The organism is Bradyrhizobium sp. (assembly GCF_035935975.1).
Lineage (GTDB): Bacteria > Pseudomonadota > Alphaproteobacteria > Rhizobiales > Xanthobacteraceae > Bradyrhizobium.
Genome location: NZ_DASYWN010000052.1, coordinates 407,566 through 429,615, shown reverse-complemented (window position 1 = coordinate 429,615; position 22,050 = coordinate 407,566). Strand labels below are relative to the sequence as shown.

The window sequence follows — 22,050 nt, the reverse complement described above, 5'->3', positions numbered from 1 at the left end:
AATGGCTGCACAGGTCGGCATCGCTCCCATCAAACAGCGAGGCGTTGCCGCGCTGGGTGGGACGGAAAAGGTCGCAGCACTTCTGCTGGCCATGGGCCGGCAGGCCGCCGCGAGCGTGCTCGCGCAGTTCGAGCCGCAGGATATTCGCATCGTCACCAAGGCCGCGGCTGAGCTGCGGCCGATCACTGCGCAGGAACTCGAGGCGATCGTCGAGGAATTTGCGCAGCAATTCTCGATGGGCGCCAACATCCTCGGCACCATCGGTGGCCTTGAAGCCGTGCTCGGCGACGTGCTCCCCGCCGACCAGGTCACCGCGATCATGACGGATCTGCTCGGCAATTCGAGCCGGTCGGTCTGGGATCGCGTCTCGTCGGTGTCGGAAAACTCGCTGGCGACTTACCTCTCCAAGGAGCATCCGCAGACCGCGGCGCTGATCCTGTCCAAGGTCAAGCCGTCCTGCGCCGCCAAGGTGATGAGCCAGTTGCCGTCGAGCCTGCGCAACGAGCTGATGCGGCGCGTGCTCAGCCTCAAGCCGATCGTCGACGACGCCTTGAAGGTCCTCGAAAAGACCTTGCACGAAGACCTGACGCTGAACTTCGCGCGCAACCTCGGCGCCGACACCTACGCCCGCGTCGCCGACATCATCAACAAGATGGAGCGCGGCCATATCGAGGACATGCTGAAGAGCCTGTCGGAAAAGCGGCCGAAGTCGGCCGAAGTGCTGAAGGAGCTGCTGTTCACCTTCGACGACGTGATCCACCTGACGCCGAAGGCGCGCACCATGATCTTCGATCAGGTGCCGACCGATCGCATCGTCGTCGCGCTCAAGGGCACCGACAAGCATTTCCGCGAAACGATCCTGTCGTCGGTCGCCTCGCGCGTCCGTCGCGTCGTCGAGCACGAGCTCGCGAGCGGCGAGCCGTCGAACCAGCGCGACGTGCTGGAGGCGCGCCGCGTCATTACCGACCTCGCACTCGATCTCGCGGAGAAGGGTGAAATCGAGCTCAACCCCGACCAGGAGGATGAGCTGGTCTTCCGCTGACCGCTGAACGGGCATGGCAGAATCATCCGATCAGGAGAGCAAAACAGAAGAGCCGACCGAGAAGAAAGTCCGCGATGCGCTCGATCAGGGCAACATTCCGGTCTCTCGGGAGGTATCCATCTTCGCCTCGATGGCCGCACTGATGATCATCCTGGCGTTCCTGGTCAGCCAGGGCGTGCAGCAATTGGTGCCGACGCTGAGGGGCCTGCTCGACGACCCCGAGGGCTTCCCGCTCAACAACGGCGCGGACGTTCAGAACCTGCTCACCGTCGTGGGACTCGAGGCGCTGCGTTTCCTGGTGCCGCCGGTCGTCATCCTGATGACGTTCGGGCTTGCCGCCTCGCTGCTGCAAAATGCGCCGAGCGTGGTGCTGCAGCGCATTATGCCGGATCTCTCGCGAATCTCCCCGATCAGTGGCTGGAGCAAGTTGTTCGGAACGCAGGGCCTCGTTGAATTCGCCAAGTCGCTGTTCAAGCTCGGCTCGGTGTCGGCCGTCGTCGTCGTCGTGCTGCGCTCGTCGGAGGCGAGGGCATTCGAGGCGATGTACACCGATCCGGTCGCGCTTCCCGAGATGATTCTCAATATCGCGATGCGGATCGTCTCGGCGATCTGCATCGCCACCATCGTCCTCGTTGCGATCGATCTCGCCTGGGCGCGCTTCCATTGGCGGCGTCAGCTGCGCATGACCAAGCAGGAAATCAAGGACGAGCACAAGCAGGCCGAAGGCGATCCGCTGGTCAAGGCGCGCCTGCGCTCGCTCGCGCGTGATCGTTCGCGCCAGCGCATGATCGCCTCCGCCGCGCGCGCGACGCTGGTGATTGCGAATCCGACGCACTTCGCGATCGCGCTGCGCTACAAGCGCGAGGAAAATCCGGCGCCGCTCGTGGTGGCCAAGGGCATGGACGTGATCGCCCTGAAGATCCGCGAAGTTGCCGAGCAGAACCGAATTCCGGTGATCGAGAACAAGGCGCTGGCGCGCGCGCTCTACGAGGCCGTTCAGGTCGATCAGGTGATTCCGGCCGAGTTCTTCCGTCCCGTCGCCGAGATCATCTACTTCCTGCAGTCGAAGCAGGCGCCGCGGCCCGAGAAGGTTCAGTAGATTTCCGAGGATGGTGCTTGGCCCAACAGCTTGACGAAAGCTTAACGCCCTAGGGTTCTTTCCAATGAATCCATAATGGGGCCGTCGTGGGACCGCTTTATCTCTTCGAACTCGCATCGTCGCAGGCGCGATACCTGGAGCTCCGCCAGTCGACCATCGCGACCAACGTCGCCAACGCCAATACGCCCGGCTTCAAGGCGCGCGATGTTGAGCCGTTCAACAAGGTGCTCGACACAGTGCCGGTGCGGCTTGCAACGACATCGCCGTCGCACATGCAGCTGGCTGCGGTCGAGAGCGACACGCGCGCGACTGCCAAGAAGGATAGCTGGGACGTGGTTCACTCCGGCAACTCGGTCAGCCTCGAGCAGGAAATGATCAAGGGTAGCGACGTCAATCGCGACTACTCGATGAACTCGGCAATCGTGCGGTCGTTCCACCGCATGGTCCTGCAGAGCGCGAAGACCTGAGGTGAATTGACATGCTGGACTCATTGAGCGCGTCCCTGACTGTCGCGAGCTCCGGGCTCGAGGCGCAGTCGACGCGTATGCGCATCGTTTCTGAAAACCTCGCCAACGCGACGTCGACCGGGCGCACCGCCGGTGCCGATCCGTATCAGCGCAAGACCATCACCTTCGATGCCGCGCTGGACCGTGCCTCGGGCACGCAGCTCGCGAAGGTCAAGGAGATCGGGGTCGACACCACGCCGTACCGCGTCGAATACGATCCGGGACATCCCGCCGCCGACAAGGCCGGTTACGTCAAGCTGCCGAACGTCAACATGATGATCGAGATGGCCGACATGCGGGAAGTCAACCGGTCCTACGAAGCCAACCTCCAGGTCGTGAAACAGGTGAGATCGATGCTGGGAATGACCATCGATCTGCTGAGGAGCTGACAATGCTTGAAGCGATTTCATCCACCGCGATTTCCGGCGGCCATGCGGTAAGCCGTGCCACCGAGGCGCAGGCCATCGCGCCGGCGGCACCGACCGCAATCCAGTCGACCGACGACGTCGGATTCGAATCGGTGATGAAGCAGGTGACGACGGACGCGATCGGCACGCTGAAGGCGGGCGAAGCGGCGTCGATCTCGGCGATGCAGGGCAAGGAATCGACCCGCAAGGTCGTGGAGGCGCTGATGTCGGCCGAGCAGGCCATGCAGACGGCGGTCGCGGTTCGCGACAAGGTCGTGCAGGCCTACCAGGAAGTCGTTCGGATGTCGATTTGATCTGAGGGAGTGACGTAAGTGAAATCGCTCGCCATTGCGGCCACGGGCATGAACGCCCAGCAGACCAACATCGAAGTCATCGCGAACAACATCGCCAACATCAACTCGACCTCGTACAAGCGGGCGCGTGCGGAATTCACCGATCTGTTCTACCAGATGGACCGCATGCAGGGCGTGGCGAACGTGAACGGCTCCTCGCCGATCCCGGAAGGCGCCAATCTCGGCCTCGGCGTCAAGTCGGCGGCGATCCGCAAGCTGCACATCCAGGGCGCGCTGACGCAGACCGGCAACCCCTACGACCTCGCGATCAACGGTCGCGGCTGGTTCCAGGTGCTGGGCCCGAACAACGAGGTGCAATACACCCGCGCCGGTTCGTTCAACACGAATGCCAACGGCCAGCTCGTCACGATCGACGGCTATCTGCTGGATCCCGCCATCACGGTCCCGCAGGGAACGGTCCAGGTCACGGTCAACCAGACCGGCCAGGTGTTCGCCAAGCTGGACACGGAAGTGAACGCGCGGCAGATCGGCCAGCTCAACCTCGCCAATTTCGCCAACGAGGCCGGCCTCGAGCCGCTCGGCGGCAACCTCTATCGCGAGACCACGGCGTCGGGTACGCCGGTGGTCGGACTGCCGGGCGATGCCGGCTACGGCAAGATCAACCAGCAATATCTCGAAGCCTCGAACGTCGATCCCGTCAAGGAGATCACCGAGTTGATCTCGGCGCAGCGCGCCTACGAGATGAATGCCAAGGTCATCCAGGCCTCGGATGAAATGGCTTCGACCGTATCGAAGGGTCTCAGTCGCTAGTTTCGGTGTGTCCATGTTGAACAGGGTGGGCCTGATCGTGCGCGGGTTGGCCGCCGTGCTGCTGGTTCTGGTCTCGGCGCGCCTCGCCGTGGCCGAGGAGAAGCGGCTTCCCGTGCCGGCGGTCTCGATCCGCGCCGGCGAACTGATCCGGGACGACATGATCACGGAGCGGATCTTCGCGCCGAACGTGCTCGGCGTCGCCGCGTTCATCGAGGGGCGCCAGGTGCTCGTCGGCCGCATGGCTCGGCGCGCGCTGCTGCCGGGCCAGCCGATCCCGACCAACTCGGTGGAGGATCCCTTCACCATCGCCCGCGGCGCCATGGTCAAGGTCGTGGTCGAGGACAGCGGCCTGTCGATCGTCACTTACGGCTCGGCGATGCAGTCGGGCGCGCCCGGCGCGCTGATCCCGGTGCGCAACACCGACACCGGCGTGATCATCAGGGCCATCGTCCAGCCGGACGGCACCGTTAAAGTCGCGGACGGGTCATGACCAGATTCCTCCTCGCGCTCGTCCTCCTCGTTTCCGCCGCCAGCGCCCAGGCCGCCGTCCGCATCAAGGACATCGCGGACATCAAGGGCCTGCGCGAGAACCAGATCGTCGGCTACGGCCTCGTCATCGGCCTGAACGGTACCGGCGACACGCTCCGCAACGCTCCGTTCACGGAGCAGTCCCTGCAATCGATGCTCGAGAACATGGGCATCAATGTCAGGAACGAAACCACGAGCACGACCAATGCGGCACGTCCGACGACGCTGCGCACGCGCAACGTCGCCGCCGTGATGGTGACCGCGGACCTGCTGCCCTCGATCGGCGCCGGCGAGCGGATGGACGTGACCGTGTCGTCGCTCGGCGATGCGACCTCGCTGCTCGGCGGTACGCTGGTGATGACGTCGCTGCGCGCTGCGGACGGCGCGGTCTACGCGGTGGCGCAAGGCGCGGTCACGGTTGCCGGTTACAGCGTCGGCGGTCAGGCGCAGAACGTCAGCCAGGGCACGCCGACGGCCGGGCGGATTCCGAACGGCGCGCTGGTCGAGCGCGAGGTGCAGGGAAGCCTGCATGAGATGGAGTTCCTGGTCCTGGAGCTCAAGAATCCCGACTTCGTCACCGCAACCCGCATCCTCGATGCGATCAACCGCTACGCGGGCGGCCGCTACCGGTCGCAGATCGCCTTCGAGCGCGACTACCGCACCATCGTGCTGTCGAAACCTCGCAATGTCGGACCGGTCCGCTTCCTCGCCGAGGTCGGCGAGCTGACGGTCGAACCTGATACGCCGGCGAGGGTGGTGATCAACGAACGCACCGGTACGGTGGTGATCGGGCGGGATGTGCGAATATCGACCGTCGCGGTGACGCACGGCAATCTGACGGTCCGCGTCACGGAGCTTCCCGTGGTGTCGCAGCCGGCACCGTTCTCGCAGGGCCAGACCGTAGTCGTTCCCCAGACCGTGGTCGAGGCCAACGAGGCCGGATCGCAGGTGGCGATCCTGAGCGGCGTCGATCTCCAGCGCCTGGTGCGCGGATTGAACCAGATCGGCCTCAAGCCGTCCGGCATCATCGCGATCCTCCAGGCGATCAAGACGGCCGGCGCGCTCCAGGCCGACGTCATCGTGCAATGATGCACAAGCGTCGTGCAAGCTTGGTCGCTCAATGCTCAGGTCTCGACCGAGAATCGCAAGCGGCCCGATGCTGAAACCGGATCACAAAGCCAAGCTCCTCCTCCTGATCGCGGCCTCCGCGATCATGAGCGCGTCGCCTGCGCTCGCTCTGGACGAAGCCAAGCCGTCGAAGCCGCTCAACTTGCTGTCCTTCGCCCGGGCGCGCGCCCCCGGGGGGCAAAAGCCGTCCCTCTCGACCTCGCCCATTCCAGGCGACAACGCCTCGATCCGGGCGACGGCATGGGCAGCGGAAGATTCCGCGCCGGCGACCACCGGCGCAGTGCCGGCGCCCGAGACGCCGCCACGTGCACAGGCGCAAGCGCCCGCAGCCGCACCGGTTCGGCCTGCCAAGCCCGGCAGCGTCACGGCGCCGCCCAAGCCGGCGCCGCCGCAGGCCGCCGTGTCCCCGGACAACGAAGTCGCCCTGTTCTGCAGCAACGTGGCCGACCCTGCCGTCGACGCGCGGTTGGCCTGGCAGCTCAAGGAGCTGGAGAAGGCCGAGGCCCTGCTTCGTGAGCGGATCGCCGAGGTCGAGGCCAAGCGCGCCGAGTACGAGAAGTGGATGGCGCTGCGCGACGACTTCCTGAAGAAGGCCGAGGCACAGGTCGTCGAGATCTATTCGCGCATGAAGCCGGACGCCGCCGCGACCCAGATCGCCGGCATGGCCGACGAGACCGCCGCCGCCGTGCTCGCCAAGCTCAGCCCGAGGAGCTCGAGCGCGATCTTCAACGAGATGGATACGGCGCGCGCCGCCCACCTGGCCGACCTGCTCGGCGGCATGCGCCGCGTGGACGACGGAAAGAACAAGTAAATGAAGAAGCCGTTCCTCATCCTGTCGCTGCTGTTGTCGTCGGTGCTCCTGACCGGGTGCTTGAATGATCCGGCCGAAGTCCTGACCGGCCCGCGCCTGTCGCCGGTCGGCAGCGGCCTGCGGACGCAGGCCGACCCGATCCCGGTGACGCCCCGCATGCGTACGCCGGTCAGCTATCGCTCGACCTGGGATGACGGCACCGACCTCTTCCGCGATCCCCGTGCCCGGCGCACCGGCGACGTGGTGACGGTGATCATCTCGATGCAGGACAAGGCCAAGCTCGACAACAAGACCGATCGCTCGCGCGATTCGCAGATCAAGTTCGGGCTCGACTGGCTGATGGACGTCGCAGGATGGGCCGACAAGGGCCAGACCACTGCCAACCTCAGCACCAACACGCAGATCAAGGGCAACGGCCAGATCGACCGCACCGAGGACATCAAGCTGTCGATCGCCGCCATCGTCACCGACGTGTTGCCGAACGGCAATATGATGATCAGCGGCTCGCAGGAGTTCCGCGTCAACACCGAGATGCGCGTGCTCAACGTCGGCGGCATCGTGCGTCCGCGCGACATCTCGCGAACCAACACGATCTCCTACGAGAAGATCGCGGAGGCGCGGGTGTCCTATGGCGGTCGCGGAAATCTGTCTGACGTGCAGCAGCCTGGATGGGGACATCGGATCTATGACGCCGTGGCACCGTTCTGAGGCTTCCGGCCGCCTGGCCTCGCGGCGGAGGCAACGGACATGATGCGCACGATTGCGGCCATCGTGGTGCTGACCCTCGTCGCGATCGGCGCGGGCGCACTTGCGGGCCTGCAGCTGTTTGCGGCCGCCGAACGGGTCGCGGACGCGAAGAAGGCCGCCACGCCGCCGCCGGTTGCGTCGAGCTACGCCGGCAGCGCGCGGCTTCGGAAACTGTCCCCGATCGTGACCAATCTCGGCGCGCCGGCCAACAACTGGGCCCGGGTCGAGGCCTCGATGGTGACCGAGAGCATGAGCGACGAGGATGCCGGCATTCTGGCTGCCCATGTCAGCGAGGACATCGTCACCTATCTGCGCTCGGCCTCGGTGACGCAGTTCGAGGGATCGCGCGGGCTCCAGCATCTGCGCGACGACCTGACCGAGCGCGCCAACATCCGCTCATCGGGAAAGATCCGCGAATTGATCATTGAGACCTTGGTGATTCAGTGAGAGTGAGAGTCCTGCTGCTCGCGTTGGTTCTGGTCGTGCTGCCCGAGGTGGCGCTGGCCCAGATTCCGGACCTCAACTCGCTGCTGCCGCCCGGCAACGGCTCGACCAGCGGCCGCATCATCCAGCTGATGGCGCTGATCACGGTGCTGTCGGTGGCGCCGGGCCTGCTCATCATGGTGACGAGCTTCACGCGATTTGCGGTGGCGCTGTCGTTCCTGCGCTCCGGTCTCGGCCTCCAGACCACGCCGGCCAACCTGGTGCTGATCAGCCTCGCGCTGTTCATGACGTTCTACGTGATGGCGCCGACCTTCGACCGCGCCTGGGAGACCGGCGTCCAGCCGCTCATGAAGAACGAGATCTCCGAGGAAGAGGCTTACCTCAAGATCACCGACCCGTTCCGCGAGTTCATGCTGGCGCATGTCCGCGACAAGGATCTGCAGACCTTCGAGTCGCTCGCAGCCGAGAGCTTCCGCAGGAAGTTCGACGACAAGCGCATCGATCTGCGCGTTATCATTCCGGCCTTCATGATCTCCGAGCTCAGGCGCTCGTTCGAGATCGGCTTCCTGATCATGCTGCCGTTCCTCGTCATCGACATGATCGTGGCGACACTGACCATGTCGATGGGCATGATGATGCTGCCGCCGACGGTTATCGCATTGCCGTTCAAGATGCTGTTCTTCGTGCTGATCGACGGCTGGAACCTGCTCGCCTCCGGACTGGTGCGGTCGTTCTCGTAGCGGCCACCGGGGTATGGTTAGCGGGAAGTGCAGGTCTATAGTTAGCGAGAAGTACCGCCTTATGGTTAGCGGTGGGTAATGTTAACCATATGATTTTGCTGCGAAATTCAAGCTGATCTTAAGCTGCGCGCAAGATTTGGCGTGGTAGCAATTGGGCACGGCGGGTTGGACCCCACCCACATCAGTCCAAAGGCATGATGCCGCCCCTCCGTACCGGTGAAAGCCCGGTATGTCCCCTCATGAAAATGTAACGCGTACATCAAAGGGACATTCGCAATGTCAAGCCTGCTTACGAACTCGACCGCCATGACCGCACTCCAGACCCTGCGGTCTGTGAGTTCGCAACTCTCCTCCACGCAGACCCGCATCTCGACCGGCCAGCGCGTCTCGACCGCTTCGGACAACGCCGCCTACTGGTCGATCGCCACCTCGATGCGCGCCGACAACGCGGCGCTCTCCGCGGTCTCCGACTCGCTCGGTCTGTCGGCTGCGACCGTCGACACCGAATACACCGCTCTGAACACGGTCATCGGCGACAAGAACTCCGGTCTGACCAAGCTGCAGTCGCTGCTGGTCGAAGCCAAGACCGCCGGTATCGACCGCTCCAAGATCCAGGCCGACATCACCCAGATCCAGGACCAGATGAAGAGCACCTCGGATGCGGCGACCTTCAACGGCGTGAACTGGCTGAGCGCGACCTCCTCGACGCCGACGACCGTCAGCCTCGTGTCGTCGTTCTCCCGCGTCGGCAGCACGCCGACCACGGGCGCGATCACTCTGACCACGGCCACCTATACGCTCTACAGCGCCGGCGGCTCGACCGGTCTTCTGGAGTCGACCGGCGCTGTCTCGGTCGCCAACATGGACATCACTTCGCTGACCGACGCGGCGAGCGACCAGACCACGCTCGATACCTACATCGCGCAGGTCACCGCTGCGATCAACTCGGTTGCTTCGGCCGCCGCCGACCTCGGTGCCGTCAAGAACCGTATCTCGACCAACACCGAGTTCGTGAAGTCGCTGATGGACTCGGTTGATCGCGGTATCGGCCAGCTCGTCGACGCCGACATGAACCAGGAATCGACCCGCCTGGCGGCCCTCCAGGTCCAGCAGCAGCTCGGCGTGCAGGCGCTCTCGATCGCCAACAACAGCAGCCAGAGCATCCTGTCGCTGTTCCGCTAAGCCCTTAGACGATCCAGGGAGGGCCGCGCTTCTCGCGAAGCGCGGCCCTTTCATTTGGCGGACCGCTACGCGCGCCGCAATTTCGGCTGCCGTGTTGCAGTCAGGCCACAGAGCCACAAGCCCCACACAAGCTTCGCGGGTTAGGGTCGTCGCTACGACAGGTTGGGCCCTAACCGGTTTTCCGCAGCCCAAAGGCATGACGCCGCCCTGTCGTACCGGTGCAAGTCCGGTATGTCCCCAATCCAACAATCTCAAAGGGACATCAAAATGGGTTCTAGCCTTCTCACCAACTCGTCTGCAATGACCGCGCTGCAGACCCTCCGCAACGTCAGCTCGCAGCTCGCGACCACGCAGAACCGGATCTCGACCGGCCAGCGCGTCGCGACCGCTTCGGACAACGCGGCCTACTGGTCGATCGCCACCTCGATGCGCGCCGACAACGCGGCGCTCTCCGCGGTGTCCGACTCGCTCGGCCTGTCGGCTGCGACCGTCGACACCGAATATACCGCTCTGACCGCCGTCGTCGGCGACAAGACCGGCGGCCTGACCAAGCTCCAGGCACTGCTGGTCGAAGCCAAGACCGCCGGTATCGACCGCGCCAAGATCCAGGCCGACATCACCCAGATCCAGGACCAGATGAAGAACACCGCGGATGCGGCGACCTTCAACGGCGTGAACTGGCTGAGCGCGACGTCCTCGACCCCGGCGACCTTCGACCTGGTGTCGTCGTTCTCCCGCGTCGGCGGCACGCCCACGATCGGCAAGATCACCCTGACGATCGCCACCTACTCGCTCTACAGCGCCTCCGGCTCGACCGGTATTCTGGAGTCGACCGGCGCTGTCTCGGTCGCCAACATGGACATCACTTCGCTGACCGACGCGGCCACCGACCAGACCACGCTCGATACCTACATCGCGCAGGTCACCGCTGCGATCAACTCGGTCGCTTCGGCCGCCGCCGACCTCGGCGCCGTCAAGAACCGCGTCTCGACCAACACCGAATTCGTCAAGACCCTGATGGACTCGGTTGATCGCGGTATCGGCCAGCTCGTCGACGCCGACATGAACGCGGAATCGACCCGCCTCCAGGCGCTGCAGACCCAGCAGCAGCTCGGCGTTCAGGCGCTCTCGATCGCCAACCAGAACAGCCAGAGCATCCTGTCGCTGTTCCGCTAAGTCTGAAGACCATCTGACGGGGGCCGCGCTTCGCAAGAAGCGCGGCCCTTTTCATTTGGCGTGAGCTCACGTGCACGTCGTGATTTCGGCTGCACCATTATGGCCTGGTCACGGAGCCACAAGCCTCGCACAAACTTCGCGTGCTATCGCCACCGTTACGACAGGTTGAGCGCGGGTTTCCGCAGCTCAAAGGCATGATGCCGCCCTGCCGTACCGGTGCAAGCCCGGTATGTCCCACAAAATCATTCTATTTCCAGGGGACGTCAACATGAGTTCTAGCCTTCTCACCAACTCGTCTGCAATGACCGCGCTGCAGACCCTCCGCAACGTCAGCTCGCAGCTCGCGACCACGCAGAACCGGATCTCGACCGGCCAGCGCGTCTCGACCGCTTCGGACAACGCTGCCTACTGGTCGATCGCCACCTCGATGCGCGCCGACAACGCGGCGCTCTCCGCGGTGTCCGACTCGCTCGGCCTGTCGGCTGCGACCGTCGACACCGAATATACCGCTCTGACCGCCGTAGTCGGCGACAAGACCGGCGGCCTGACCAAGCTCCAGGCGCTGCTGGTTGAAGCCAAGACCGCCGGTATCGACCGCGCCAAGATCCAGGCCGACATCACCCAGATCCAGGACCAGATGAAGAACACCGCGGATGCGGCGACCTTCAACGGCGTGAACTGGCTGAGCGCGACCTCCTCGACCCCGGCGACCTTCGACCTGGTGTCGTCGTTCTCCCGCGTCAGTGGCACGCCCACCATCGGCAAGATCACCCTGACGATCGCCAACTTCTCGCTCTACAGCGCCTCGGGCTCGACCGGTATTCTGGAGTCGACCGGCGCTGTCTCGGTCGCCAACATGGACATCAAGTCGCTGACCGACGCGGCGAGCGACCAGACCACGCTCGATACCTACATCGCGCAGGTCACCGCTGCGATCAACTCGGTCGCTTCGGCCGCCGCCGAGCTCGGCGCCGTCAAGAACCGCGTCGCGACCAACACCGAATTCGTCAAGACCCTGATGGACTCGGTTGATCGCGGTATCGGCCAGCTCGTCGACGCCGACATGAACGCGGAATCGACCCGCCTCCAGGCACTGCAGACCCAGCAGCAGCTCGGCGTTCAGGCGCTCTCGATCGCCAACCAGAACAGCCAGAGCATCCTGTCGCTGTTCAAGTAAGCTTCGGCTTTGGAAACGACCGTGCTCCCATGGGAGCACGGTCCCGCCGTGACCGGCGGTTTTGACGGCACATGACGTGCCCGCAATCGACATCCCGACGCCAGATTTCAGCCAGCACGCCGCAGCCGGTTGCGCTGCCATGCGCTCGCGCGCCCGATTGCCGGTGCTGAATCGATTGCGTGGGACAAGATTCCTGCAAAATTGCAACGCCGCGCCTGCGAACTGACACATTCGTGTTGCCGCGCAACCTTCAGACAAGGTTGGCAGCGGAGTGTCCTCTACGTTCGCATTGGTACGAGGTCATATGCTGTTCAGTCGTGCGCAGATACAGCAACTGCTCAATAATCTGCTGGAGCTTGGTCCGCGACGCCTGATGGCCTTGGGATTGATCGGCTTTGCCGTGCTCGTCACCGTGGTCGGCGGCGCGTATTATCTGAGCCGGCCTGAATTCGAGACGCTCTACACGGGTCTGACCCGTGAGGACGTGACGCGCATGGGCGCCGCGCTGCGCGAGCAGAACATCGCCTTCGACGTCAATACCGCCGGCGACGCCGTCTCGGTACGCCCCAGCCAGACCATGCAGGCGCGGATGCTGCTCGCCGAGAAGGGCCTGCCGACCAGCGCCAACTCCGGCTACGAGCTGTTCGACAAGATCGGCTCGCTCGGCCTGACATCCTTCATGCAGGAAGTGACGAAGCTGCGCGCGCTCGAGGGCGAGATCGCGCGCACCGTCCAGCTGATGAAGGGCGTGAAGGCGGCGCGGGTGCATATCGTGCTGCCGGTGCGCGGCTCGTTCCGCGCGACCCAGCAGCCGCCTTCGGCATCGGTCGTGCTGCGCACCGATGGTGCGATCGAGGCGCGCACCGCGCAGTCGATCCGCCATCTCGTGGCGGCCGCCATCCCCGGCATGAGCAAGGACAAGGTGACGGTGCTGGATGCCGACGGCTCCATGCTGCTCGCCGAAGAGGACGAGGCGAGCGCGGCGCCGACCAAGATGGCGACCCTCCAGAAGACGGTCGGCGGCATGGTTCAGGAGAACATCCGCAAGGCGCTGACGCCGTATCTGGGCCTGGACAATTTCGAGGTCAGCGTCTCGCCGCAGCTCTCCACCGACAAGCGGCAGACCAACGAGACCGTCTATGATCCGGAAAGCCGGGCCGAGCGCTCGGTGCGAAACGTCCGTGAAAACGAGAAGTCGCAGAACGCGGACCGGTCGACGCCGACCACAGTGCAGCAGAATCTCCCCGACCAGCAGGTCAACTCCGGCGGCACCAAGAATTCCAGCGAAGACAAGAGCCGCCGCGAGGACGTCACCAATTTCGAGGTGTCGTCGAAGACCACGACGACGGTGAGCGACGGTTATTCGGTGAAGAAGCTCTTCATCGCCGTCCTGGTCAACCGCGCGCGTCTTGTCGCCGATCTCGGCGACAAGAGCAACCAGGCCATCGTCGACAGCAAGCTCGCCGAGATCAGCCAGCTCGCGGCGACGGCCGGCGGACTGGACAAGACGCGTGGCGACCAGATCCAGGTCACCGCCGTCGACTTCATCGAAGGCTCGCGCGAACTGGCGCCGGTGCCGCCGATCAGCTTCGTCGAGATGATCAACAAGCAGCTCGGCAGCGTCATCAACGCGGTCACGATCCTGGCCGTCGCCTCGATGCTGGTCTGGTTCGGCCTGCGGCCGGCGGTCAACGGCATCCTGACCCATCGTGCGGCGCAGGAGCAGACCGAGGCGGCCGAGGCCGCAGAGCTCGAAGCGGCCGCGGCCCTCGCATTGACCGAGAGCTCGGACCCCGAGCTCAACCTCGTCGAGGACCTCGAGGGCAAGATGCAGCGGACGCCGCAGAAGCGGCTGGAGCAGATCGTCCGGCTCGATCAGATGCAGGCAGCAGCGATCCTTAAAGACTGGATGCGACGCGAGGAGGCGGCATGAACGCGGCAATCGGAAAACTCCTGACGCAGTTCGACGCGAATGGCCGGGTCAAGTCGCCGCCGCCTCCGCCGCCCAAGATCCAGGACGTGCTGACGAGGCCGAAGGAGGCCCGGCGCGAGCCGCAGGCCCAGCCGCAGCGTCCGCCTCAATCGCAGCCGGACCAGCAGCCGCAGCTTCAGTCGCCGCCACCGGCGCCCGAGCCCGAAACCCCGCCGGCCAATCTGCTTGAGGATGCCTATCGCCGCGGTCATGCCGCCGGTGTTGCCGAAGGCGATGCCCGGGTGGCCGAGGAACGCGTCCGCAGCGCGATCCGGCTCGGCGAGGAGCGCTCGAAATGGACCGACCAGCAGGCTGTCGCGATCGTGAGCGGCTTCGAGGCGGCTTGCCGCGAGATCGAGACCAACATCGCCAGCTCCGTCGCGCGAATCTTGCTGCCGTTCCTCGCCGACGCGGTTCGCGACAAGGCGATCGGGTCGCTCGTCGAGCAGATTGCGGCTTTGACAGGCAATTCGCCGGCGCCGGCGTTCAAGGTCACGGGCCCGAGCGAGCTGCTTGATCTCGTGAGGACGCAGCTCGAGGCCGCCAGGCGAACGGGCATCGAATACGAGCCCGCCGAAACCGTAGAGGTCCGCGTCGTTGCCGACCAGACCGTGATCGAGACGCAGATCGCGGCCTGGGGCGAACGCCTGAAGGAAGCGCGCCGGTAGCAACCATGGAAGAGGTCAAGCAAGAGCTCGTCATCGTCCGCCGGCGCAGCGCCTTCGCCGAGGAGGCGCATCACGGCGGCGTATGGAAGATCGCCTACGCGGACTTCATGACCGCGATGATGGCGTTCTTCCTGGTCATGTGGCTGCTCAACGCGCTCAACCAGGACCAGAAGCAGGTGGTCGCGAGCTATTTCAATCCGATCAAGCTCGCCGAGAACGCGCCTGCGCCGAAGGGCCTCAAGGATCTCTCCAAGAAGGAGCCGACGCAGTTCGAGGGTCAGGATGGCAAGCGCCAGCCGGCGGGGCCGAACGAGGAGCGTCGCGGCGACTCGCCGACGGCGGAGAAGCCGGCTTCCTTCGAAGAGAAGGTCCTGTTCCGCGATCCCTTTGCAACGCTTGCCGAGATCGCCAATAGCTCGAACCAGTCCTCGGGCCAGCGTCGCGCGGGTGCGCTGACCTCGGCCGAAGAGGACGGTCTCAAGGGCGGCGATGCCTATCGCGATCCCTTTGATCCCGGTTATTGGAAGCTCGCGCCACAATCGTCCAAGGATGCGGATCGCTTCATCGACAGTGAGCCTAAGCCGAATGCGACCGCGCGCGACAGCGCGTCCGGAACGGGACAGGGCGAGCCGCAAGCGCGCCGCGCCCCGCAGGACGATGCCGGCGGAAGCATAGCTCCGAACGCGGACGCCTCGTCCGCGAACCTTTCGCCGCTGCTGCCGCCTGGGCCCGCGCCGTCGCAATCGTCCCGTGAGACCCGCCAGCAGGCGAACGCGCAGCCGGCCGCGCAGGCGCGTCCCAACGATACGCCGAAGGAATCCGAGCCGCGCGACGCGGCGCAGACTCAGCAGCCGACGGTGAAGCAGCTTCAGTCCGCGATCGCGGATGCGCTGTCGGACATCAAGGCCGGCGCTGGACCCGTGGCCGAGGTGCGTCAGGTCGAGGAGGGCCTTCTGATCAGCCTGACCGACGATGCGAGCTTCGGCATGTTCGCGGTCGGCTCGGCCGAGCCGCGGCCGGAGCTGATCCGCGTGATCGACAAGATCGGGCCGCTGCTGACCAAACGCCAGGGCGTGATCATCGTGCGCGGCCACACCGATAATCGGCCGTACAAGTCGGAGAACTACGACAATTGGCGGCTGTCGACGGCGCGCGCGCAGATGGCCTATTACATGCTGGTTCGCTCCGGCGTCGATGCGCAGCGGATCGAGCATGTCGAAGGCTATGCCGACCGGCGGCCGAAGATCCAGAACGACCCGGCGGCCGCGCAGAACCGCCGTATCGAGATCCTGATCCGGGAGAAGCGTCCTTGATCAGGCCGCTCCTCTGTGCAGCGATGTTGCTGGCGTTGCCGCTGGCGCCGGCGCGCGTATTGGCGGAGTCGGCGCCGGCTCCCGCATCGGCACCGCCAGCAGCAGAGCCGACACCTGCACCTGCACCGGCATCGACAGCGAACGAACCTTATGAACTCGTGCGCGGATTGCAGGCGGTGCAGGACGGCATCGCCAGCGGTGACACTGCGGCACATGCCAGCCACATCGCGTTGATCCGGCAGATTGGCGAGAAGTTTCTCGCCGCCGATCCGAACGTTTGGAGCAACCCGCAGAACGGCCAGGCCGTCGTCATCTACCTGCTCAGCGGCGGTGCGCCGCAAGTGGTCCGCAAGCTGCCGCGCGACAAGATCAACGTCGACACTCGGCTGTTCGATGGCGCGCTCGCCTATGTCGAGGGCCGTCAGGACGAGGCGCGCGAGCTGCTCAAGGACGTCAAGCCGCGGACGATTTCGTCGGGCCTGGGCGGGCAGGTCGCGCTGGTGCAGGGCGCGCTGTTCGCGCGCAGCGAGGCATCGCTCGCGATCGAGCGCCTGGACGACGCGCGCCTGCTCCTGCCCGGCACGCTCGTGGAGGAGGCGGCGTTGCGGCGCGAGATCCTGCTGGTCGGGCAGGCCGAGGATTTCGACAAGTTCGAGTTCCTGACACTTGCCTATATCCGCCACTACCGCAACTCGATTTATGCCGGCGATTTCTGGCAGCGCTTCTCCTCGGGCCTGACGCAATCGAGCCTTGCGCTCGACGAGCGCCGTTTCGCCCGGATCGTCACCTTGCTGGAGCAGATCGACCGCTCGAGCCGCCTCAAGCTCTATCTCATCATCGCGCGCAGTGCGATGCTGCGCGGACGGATGACCGTGGCACGGCTCGCCGGCGAACGGGCACTGACGCTCAGCGCCGACAACTCGCCGGAGCGCGAGCGTGCGCATCTTTTCCGCGGCGTCTCGCGCGTGCTGACCGACGAGTACGACGGCGGTCTCGCCGAACTCAAGGCGCTCGACCGGTCGAAGCTGCCTGAGCGCGACGTGCCGCTCCTGAATGCCACGGTCCAGCTCGCGCTCGACGTCCGCAAGCCGTTTGCGGGTGGCCCCGCCGCGGCCGCCGAAAAGCCGCCGATCACGCCGGCGCGTGTCGATCTCGCATCATCGACCGCGACCCTCGCACGCGCGCAGAAGCAGCTCGGCGAACTCGAACTCCTCACCAGGGATCGCCGTCCATGACCAAGCTCAGCGGAACCTCCGGGCAGCTCTTTTCCGGTCTCGCCGAGAGCCTCAACATGCGCGGGACGTCGCGTTCGGCGAAGGGCACCGGAACGAAATCGCAGGCGGATTCCTCGTTCAACGACCTGCTTCACACCGTCTCGAATATGGCGAAGCGGGCATTGAACGACGAGGGCAGCGACACGACCGTGAAAGCGGGAACGCTGCGCACGCGCCTGGCGCATCCGGTCGAGAAGGACAAGACGGATACTGCGGACACGACTGACGAGACGGTGCACAAGCGCGCCGACGCGAAGGAGCCCAAGGCGGCCGATAAGTCGGACGAGGCCTCCGACACTTCGGCGGACAAGCAGGTTCCAATCGACCAGGTGGTGAAGGCGGACGTCCAGAGCCGGCCGAGCATCGCTGCGATCGTCGGTCAGCAAGTCGCGGCGGCGCCCGCGATGACGCCGCAGCCGCAATCGGCAGCGGGTGACAAGAAGGACGTGTCCACACGCGACGAGCGATCGTCCGCCACGAAGCCCGACGTTCAGGGTGTCAGTTCAGCGAAGGCGGCGGCGGCGGTCGATTCCACGCCATCTGCTGCCGCGCCAGCCGGACCGCGCGCGCAGGGCCCGGCTTCGCAGGCGGCGGCAACTTCGCAGGCAACAGCAGCGCAGGGTGGCGACGCCGCGTCGAAGCCTATGCCCGTCACGTCGGGATTCGAGGCCGTCACGGCCAATGTGGAACGCGCGGTCAAGGCCTCGGCGCGGGAAACATTGCCCGAGACGACCAAGGTCACCGTGGTCCAGCAAGAGACCCATCTGCCGCCCGCGCAATTCAACGCGCCGCAACAGGTCGCCAACGCGGTCATCACCGAGTTGAAGGAGACGGCGGCGCCGGCAGCGGCCGCGGTACCCGATCTCGCAACGTCACAGACCAATGCGCAAGAGCCGCTCAAGATTCTGACCATCAATCTCGAACCGCCGCAACTCGGCAACGTCACCGTGCGCCTTCGTCTCGTCGGCACCGAGGTCTCGGTTCAGCTTGCTGCCGAACGCAAGGACACCAGCGCGATGCTGGATCAGCAGCGCGACCAGATCCGCGACCTGATGCAGTCGGCCGGCTACGTCGCCGACGTCGCGCCGGTCCAGCACGGCTCGCTGGATGGATTCCAGAGCGGTTCCGGCCAGTCGCAATCGCAGTCGCAACCGCAGTTCTCGGGCCAGCAACAGCCATCGTCCCAGTCGCAAGGTGCGTTCGACGGCACCGGCTCGTCGTCGGGACAATCGGACGGAGGCGCGAGGCAGGCTCGCCAGGAGCGCCAGTCCAATCAGGAGACCCGTCATGATCAGGACGTGGGCCAGCAGACTCGCCGCGGCCCTGTTTATCTGTAACGCAGGCGCCGCGGCAGCGGCGACCGACACTGCGCGCCCCTGCGAGCGCGAGATGGCGCGCGCGTCCCAGCAGCACGGGATTCCGCTCGGCATTCTCTATGCGGTCGGCCTGACCGAGACCGGACGACGCGGCGCGCTCTATCCTTACGCACTCGGCGCCGACGGTCAGACCGTGTTCGCCAAGGACATGAACGATGCGATCGCGAATTTCGAGGCGATGCGCGCCAAGGGCATCAAGCTGATCGACCTCGGTTGCATGCAGATCAACCACTATTACCACGGCGACAAGTTCGACTCGGTGCGTGCGATGTTCGATCCCGCCAAGAACGTGGAATACGCCGCGCGCTTCCTCAAGGAGCTGAAGCAGCGCGAAGGCAGCTGGACCATGGCGGTCGCGCGCTACAACGCGGGCCCCAACAACCAGCCGGCGCAGAAGCGCTACGTCTGCCACATCGTCGCGCATCTCGTCTCCAGCGGCTTCGGCGCGTGGACCGACAAGGCGCGCTCGTTCTGTCAACCGAAGACGACATGAGCCGAGCATACCGAAAGTTGTGCACGGTTCCCAATCATCAGCCTCACGCAAGCAAGAACCAGCATTGTAGCTGCAACCTGACAAAGGAGCCTAATTCATGAGCCTGTATGGTGTTATGCGCACCGGTGTTTCCGGAATGAGCGCGCAGTCCAACAAGCTGTCGACGGTTTCGGACAACATCGCGAACGTCAATACGACCGGCTACAAGCGGGCTTCGACGGAATTCTCGTCGCTCATCCTGAAGAGCGGATCCGGCAACTACGACTCCGGCGCCGTCGAGACCACGGTGCGCTACGCCATCTCCGATGCGGGACATACGCAGTTCACCACGTCGACGACGGACCTCGCCGTCCAGGGCAACGGCTTTTTCGTGGTGTCGAACGCCAACAACACGCAGCAATATCTGACGCGCGCCGGCTCGTTCGTGCCGGACAGCCAGGGCAATCTGGTCAACGCGGCGGGCTACTACCTTCTGGGCCAGCCCGGTAACGTGAGCAATTTCTCGCAGAACAGCCTGTCCGGCATGCAGATCGTCAACATCGCCCAGGTTTCGCAGGTGCCGGTGCCGTCGACGGCGGGGACGCTCACGACCGGCAATCTGGATCCGAAAGCGGCTGTGATCGCCGGCCCGCCCGGTCCGGCGTCATATTCGTCGAAGAGCTCGATCGTGGCCTACAACAATATCGGCCAGGCCGTTACGCTCGACGTCTACATGTCTCACACGGCAACGGCCGCCGGCTCGGACAGCTGGCAGATTGAGGTCTACGACTCCGCGACGGGTACGTCGCTTGGTGCCGCCACCACGTTCACCTTCGATACGACGGCAACCGGCAAAGGCACGCTGGCCGCGGCGAGCCCGACGACCCTTTCCTTCACCGTCCCCGGCGGTGCGCCGTTGACCATGGACCTGTCGAACATGACGCAGGTCGGAACCGACTTCAGCTTCAAGGCGACCGTCAACGGCAGCGTTCCCTCCGCCATCGACAAGGTCGATGTCGACACTGCAGGCCACGTGACGGCGGTCCTCAAGAATGGACAGTCGCTGACGCTCTACACCATCATGCTTGCCGACGTCGCGAGCCCCGACAATCTGACGCCGGAGCCGGGCAACGTCTATTCGACCAACATGAATTCCGGCAACGCGGAGGCCGGGAATGCCGGCACCGGCGGCCTTGGCACGATCCAGTCCGGCGCCCTGGAAGATTCCAACGTCGACCTCGCGGACGAGCTCACCGGGATGATCGAGGCCCAGCGCGGCTATACCGCCAACTCGAAATCGTTCCAGACCGGCTCCGAACTGCTCGACGTCGTCGTCAACCTGAAGCGCTGAATTCTTCAGCGCTCATTCCGCGCAAGAGCAGATCATGTCCCTTACCGCCGCTCTCGACTCCGCCCGCTCTTCGCTCATGGCGTCGGGCATCCAGTCCTCGACGATCTCGCGCAACATCGCCGGGGCCAGCGCCACCGGTTATTCGCGCAAGATCGCCGTGCTGGACAATCTGCCGGGGGCCGGCGTCTACGTGGCGGCGATTCAGCGCGCCGCCAGCTCGGGTCTCTACGACAATGTCCTGACCGCGACCTCGTCGTCGGCCAAGCAGAACGCGATCTATGACGGTCTCCAGAAGATCGCATCCGCCACGGTGGACGATACGGAGCTCGACCAGTCGCCGACGGCACAGCTCAATGCGCTGAAGAAGGCGCTGCAGCAATACGCCAACGCCCCGGACAACACCACGCTGGCGCAGGCGGCGGTCACGTCCGCCAAGGACATGGCGACCGCGCTCAACCAGGCTACCCAGACGGTCCAGTCGGTCCGCGCGGGCGCGGATGCCGACATGAAAACGTCGGTCCAGAACATCAATCAGCTACTCTCCCAGTTCGGGACGGTGAACACCGCGATCGTGAAGGGCACGCTCTCCGGCGACGACGTCACCGACTACCTCGATCAGCGCGACAGCATCGTCTCGCAGTTGTCGCAGGAGCTCGGCGTCACGATGTCGCTCCGTCCCAACGGAGACGCGGCGCTCTACACCGACAGCGGCGCGGTCCTGTTCGACAAGACCGCGCGGACGGTGAGTTTCGCGGCCACCAACATCTATACCGCCGGCACCACGGGCAATGCGGTCTATGTCGACGGCGTGCCGGTGACCGGCGCCAATTCGGTGATGCCGCTGAAGTCGGGCAAGCTCGCCGGCCTTGCTCAGCTGCGTGACCAGGACACCGTCACCTATCAGAGCCAGCTCGACGAAATCGCGCGCGGCCTGATCAACACCTTCAGGGAGAGTGATCAGTCCGGCGCGGCGCTGCCCGACGTTCCCGGTCTCTTCACCTATCCCGGTGCGCCGGCGATGCCTGCGAGCGCCACCGTCTCGGTCGGCCTCGCCGGCCTGATCAGTGTTGCCGCGTCGGTCGATCCCGCCCAGGGCGGCAACCCGAATCTGCTCCGCGACGGCGCGATCAGCGGCAACGTCGCGTACCAATACAACACCGCCGGCAACGGCGGCTACTCGGCCCGTCTGCAGCAGCTCATCGGCGGCATGGATGCGGCGCAGCCGTTCGATGCGACCACGCAAGGCAAGCCGAGCGGCAGCCTGATCGACTACGCATCGTCGTCGTCGAGCTGGATCGAAAACCAGCGCAAGACCGCGGACGCCAACGTCACCTACCAGAAAACGCTGCTCGACCGCAGCACGGCGGCGCTGTCCAACGTCAGCGGCGTCAACATGGACGACGAGATGTCCCTGATGCTCCAGGTCGAGCGCACTTATTCGGCGTCGTCGAAGATCATCTCGACCGTCGACCAAATGCTGCAGAGCCTGCTGGCTGCCGTGGGGAATTAAGCC

At 65.0% G+C, this 22,050-nt stretch carries 23 protein-coding genes; all 23 read left to right on the top strand.

Annotation, left to right across the window (positions count from 1 at the left end):
* Nucleotide 1 precedes the first annotated feature (1 nt).
* Nucleotides 2-1,042, top strand: a complete 1,041-nt coding sequence (locus VGR99_RS32745; protein ID WP_326904066.1) for a flagellar motor switch protein FliG — start codon at nt 2-4, stop codon at nt 1,040-1,042.
* Between the two features lie 13 nt (nt 1,043-1,055).
* Nucleotides 1,056-2,141 (top strand): flagellar biosynthesis protein FlhB, encoded by a 1,086-nt coding sequence (gene flhB, locus VGR99_RS32740; RefSeq protein ID WP_326904065.1) that lies wholly within the window; start codon nt 1,056-1,058, stop codon nt 2,139-2,141.
* 86 nt (nt 2,142-2,227) lie between these two features.
* Nucleotides 2,228-2,608: a flagellar basal body rod protein FlgB gene (gene flgB, locus VGR99_RS32735; RefSeq protein ID WP_326904064.1), complete on the top strand. Its 381-nt coding sequence runs from the start codon at nt 2,228-2,230 to the stop codon at nt 2,606-2,608.
* Nucleotides 2,609-2,619: 11 nt separating this feature from the next.
* Nucleotides 2,620-3,036 carry a flagellar basal body rod protein FlgC gene (gene flgC, locus VGR99_RS32730; RefSeq protein ID WP_326904063.1) on the top strand — a complete coding sequence of 139 codons (417 nt, stop codon included), beginning with the start codon at nt 2,620-2,622 and terminating at the stop codon, nt 3,034-3,036.
* Nucleotides 3,037-3,038: 2 nt separating this feature from the next.
* A complete protein-coding gene (locus tag VGR99_RS32725; protein WP_326904062.1) occupies nt 3,039-3,368 on the top strand; it encodes a flagellar hook-basal body complex protein FliE in 330 nt (109 codons plus the stop codon).
* Between the two features lie 18 nt (nt 3,369-3,386).
* The gene (gene flgG / locus VGR99_RS32720; RefSeq protein ID WP_326904061.1) at nt 3,387-4,178 is read left to right on the top strand and encodes a flagellar basal-body rod protein FlgG; all 792 of its coding nucleotides are present in this window, start codon (nt 3,387-3,389) and stop codon (nt 4,176-4,178) included.
* Nucleotides 4,179-4,191: 13 nt separating this feature from the next.
* On the top strand, nt 4,192-4,668 hold the full coding sequence (gene flgA, locus VGR99_RS32715; protein ID WP_326904060.1) for a flagellar basal body P-ring formation chaperone FlgA: 477 nt from the start codon (nt 4,192-4,194) through the stop codon (nt 4,666-4,668).
* The gene (flgI, locus tag VGR99_RS32710) at nt 4,665-5,795 is read left to right on the top strand and encodes a flagellar basal body P-ring protein FlgI (RefSeq protein ID WP_326904059.1); all 1,131 of its coding nucleotides are present in this window, start codon (nt 4,665-4,667) and stop codon (nt 5,793-5,795) included. Before flgA ends, flgI begins: the two co-directional genes overlap by 4 nt.
* Before the next feature lie 67 nt (nt 5,796-5,862).
* Nucleotides 5,863-6,645 (top strand): MotE family protein, encoded by a 783-nt coding sequence (locus VGR99_RS32705; protein WP_326904058.1) that lies wholly within the window; start codon nt 5,863-5,865, stop codon nt 6,643-6,645.
* A complete protein-coding gene (flgH, locus tag VGR99_RS32700) occupies nt 6,646-7,353 on the top strand; it encodes a flagellar basal body L-ring protein FlgH (RefSeq protein WP_326904057.1) in 708 nt (235 codons plus the stop codon). It abuts the gene before it with no gap.
* Nucleotides 7,354-7,395: 42 nt separating this feature from the next.
* The gene (locus tag VGR99_RS32695; protein ID WP_326904090.1) at nt 7,396-7,839 is read left to right on the top strand and encodes a flagellar basal body-associated FliL family protein; all 444 of its coding nucleotides are present in this window, start codon (nt 7,396-7,398) and stop codon (nt 7,837-7,839) included.
* Complete coding sequence (gene fliP, locus VGR99_RS32690; protein ID WP_326904056.1) at nt 7,836-8,576, top strand: flagellar type III secretion system pore protein FliP; 741 nt, start codon at nt 7,836-7,838, stop codon at nt 8,574-8,576. The genes VGR99_RS32695 and fliP overlap by 4 nt, the downstream gene beginning before the upstream one ends.
* 276 nt (nt 8,577-8,852) lie before the next feature.
* Nucleotides 8,853-9,758, top strand: a complete 906-nt coding sequence (locus VGR99_RS32685) for a flagellin (protein ID WP_326904055.1) — start codon at nt 8,853-8,855, stop codon at nt 9,756-9,758.
* Nucleotides 9,759-10,025: 267 nt separating this feature from the next.
* Nucleotides 10,026-10,934 (top strand): flagellin, encoded by a 909-nt coding sequence (locus VGR99_RS32680; protein ID WP_326904054.1) that lies wholly within the window; start codon nt 10,026-10,028, stop codon nt 10,932-10,934.
* A 268-nt stretch (nt 10,935-11,202) separates the two neighbouring features.
* Nucleotides 11,203-12,111 carry a flagellin gene (locus VGR99_RS32675; RefSeq protein ID WP_326904053.1) on the top strand — a complete coding sequence of 303 codons (909 nt, stop codon included), beginning with the start codon at nt 11,203-11,205 and terminating at the stop codon, nt 12,109-12,111.
* A 304-nt stretch (nt 12,112-12,415) separates the two neighbouring features.
* Nucleotides 12,416-14,044: a flagellar basal-body MS-ring/collar protein FliF gene (fliF, locus tag VGR99_RS32670; protein ID WP_326904052.1), complete on the top strand. Its 1,629-nt coding sequence runs from the start codon at nt 12,416-12,418 to the stop codon at nt 14,042-14,044.
* The gene (locus tag VGR99_RS32665; protein ID WP_326904051.1) at nt 14,041-14,751 is read left to right on the top strand and encodes a hypothetical protein; all 711 of its coding nucleotides are present in this window, start codon (nt 14,041-14,043) and stop codon (nt 14,749-14,751) included. The genes fliF and VGR99_RS32665 overlap by 4 nt, the downstream gene beginning before the upstream one ends.
* A 5-nt stretch (nt 14,752-14,756) precedes the next feature.
* Complete coding sequence (locus tag VGR99_RS32660; protein WP_326904050.1) at nt 14,757-16,064, top strand: MotB family protein; 1,308 nt, start codon at nt 14,757-14,759, stop codon at nt 16,062-16,064.
* Entirely contained in the window at nt 16,061-17,299 is a 1,239-nt protein-coding gene (locus tag VGR99_RS32655; protein ID WP_326904049.1) for a chemotaxis protein, read from the top strand. The genes VGR99_RS32660 and VGR99_RS32655 overlap by 4 nt, the downstream gene beginning before the upstream one ends.
* On the top strand, nt 17,296-18,675 hold the full coding sequence (locus VGR99_RS32650; protein ID WP_326904048.1) for a flagellar hook-length control protein FliK: 1,380 nt from the start codon (nt 17,296-17,298) through the stop codon (nt 18,673-18,675). The genes VGR99_RS32655 and VGR99_RS32650 overlap by 4 nt, the downstream gene beginning before the upstream one ends.
* On the top strand, nt 18,626-19,207 hold the full coding sequence (locus VGR99_RS32645) for a transglycosylase SLT domain-containing protein (protein ID WP_326904047.1): 582 nt from the start codon (nt 18,626-18,628) through the stop codon (nt 19,205-19,207). Before VGR99_RS32650 ends, VGR99_RS32645 begins: the two co-directional genes overlap by 50 nt.
* 97 nt (nt 19,208-19,304) lie before the next feature.
* Nucleotides 19,305-20,537 (top strand): flagellar hook protein FlgE, encoded by a 1,233-nt coding sequence (locus VGR99_RS32640; RefSeq protein ID WP_326904046.1) that lies wholly within the window; start codon nt 19,305-19,307, stop codon nt 20,535-20,537.
* Nucleotides 20,538-20,571: 34 nt separating this feature from the next.
* Nucleotides 20,572-22,047, top strand: a complete 1,476-nt coding sequence (gene flgK / locus VGR99_RS32635; RefSeq protein WP_326904045.1) for a flagellar hook-associated protein FlgK — start codon at nt 20,572-20,574, stop codon at nt 22,045-22,047.
* Nucleotides 22,048-22,050: the final 3 nt, after the last annotated feature.

Coding starts and splice junctions, on each gene's coding strand:
- VGR99_RS32745 (WP_326904066.1), top strand. CDS start 2: ATGGCTGCACAGGTCGGCATCGCTCCCATCAAACAGCGAGGCGTTGCC.
- flhB (WP_326904065.1), top strand. CDS start 1,056: ATGGCAGAATCATCCGATCAGGAGAGCAAAACAGAAGAGCCGACCGAG.
- flgC (WP_326904063.1), top strand. CDS start 2,620: ATGCTGGACTCATTGAGCGCGTCCCTGACTGTCGCGAGCTCCGGGCTC.
- VGR99_RS32725 (WP_326904062.1), top strand. CDS start 3,039: ATGCTTGAAGCGATTTCATCCACCGCGATTTCCGGCGGCCATGCGGTA.
- flgA (WP_326904060.1), top strand. CDS start 4,192: ATGTTGAACAGGGTGGGCCTGATCGTGCGCGGGTTGGCCGCCGTGCTG.
- flgI (WP_326904059.1), top strand. CDS start 4,665: ATGACCAGATTCCTCCTCGCGCTCGTCCTCCTCGTTTCCGCCGCCAGC.
- VGR99_RS32705 (WP_326904058.1), top strand. CDS start 5,863: ATGCTGAAACCGGATCACAAAGCCAAGCTCCTCCTCCTGATCGCGGCC.
- flgH (WP_326904057.1), top strand. CDS start 6,646: ATGAAGAAGCCGTTCCTCATCCTGTCGCTGCTGTTGTCGTCGGTGCTC.
- VGR99_RS32695 (WP_326904090.1), top strand. CDS start 7,396: ATGCGCACGATTGCGGCCATCGTGGTGCTGACCCTCGTCGCGATCGGC.
- VGR99_RS32685 (WP_326904055.1), top strand. CDS start 8,853: ATGTCAAGCCTGCTTACGAACTCGACCGCCATGACCGCACTCCAGACC.
- VGR99_RS32680 (WP_326904054.1), top strand. CDS start 10,026: ATGGGTTCTAGCCTTCTCACCAACTCGTCTGCAATGACCGCGCTGCAG.
- VGR99_RS32675 (WP_326904053.1), top strand. CDS start 11,203: ATGAGTTCTAGCCTTCTCACCAACTCGTCTGCAATGACCGCGCTGCAG.
- fliF (WP_326904052.1), top strand. CDS start 12,416: ATGCTGTTCAGTCGTGCGCAGATACAGCAACTGCTCAATAATCTGCTG.
- VGR99_RS32665 (WP_326904051.1), top strand. CDS start 14,041: ATGAACGCGGCAATCGGAAAACTCCTGACGCAGTTCGACGCGAATGGC.
- VGR99_RS32660 (WP_326904050.1), top strand. CDS start 14,757: ATGGAAGAGGTCAAGCAAGAGCTCGTCATCGTCCGCCGGCGCAGCGCC.
- VGR99_RS32650 (WP_326904048.1), top strand. CDS start 17,296: ATGACCAAGCTCAGCGGAACCTCCGGGCAGCTCTTTTCCGGTCTCGCC.
- VGR99_RS32645 (WP_326904047.1), top strand. CDS start 18,626: ATGATCAGGACGTGGGCCAGCAGACTCGCCGCGGCCCTGTTTATCTGT.
- VGR99_RS32640 (WP_326904046.1), top strand. CDS start 19,305: ATGAGCCTGTATGGTGTTATGCGCACCGGTGTTTCCGGAATGAGCGCG.
- flgK (WP_326904045.1), top strand. CDS start 20,572: ATGTCCCTTACCGCCGCTCTCGACTCCGCCCGCTCTTCGCTCATGGCG.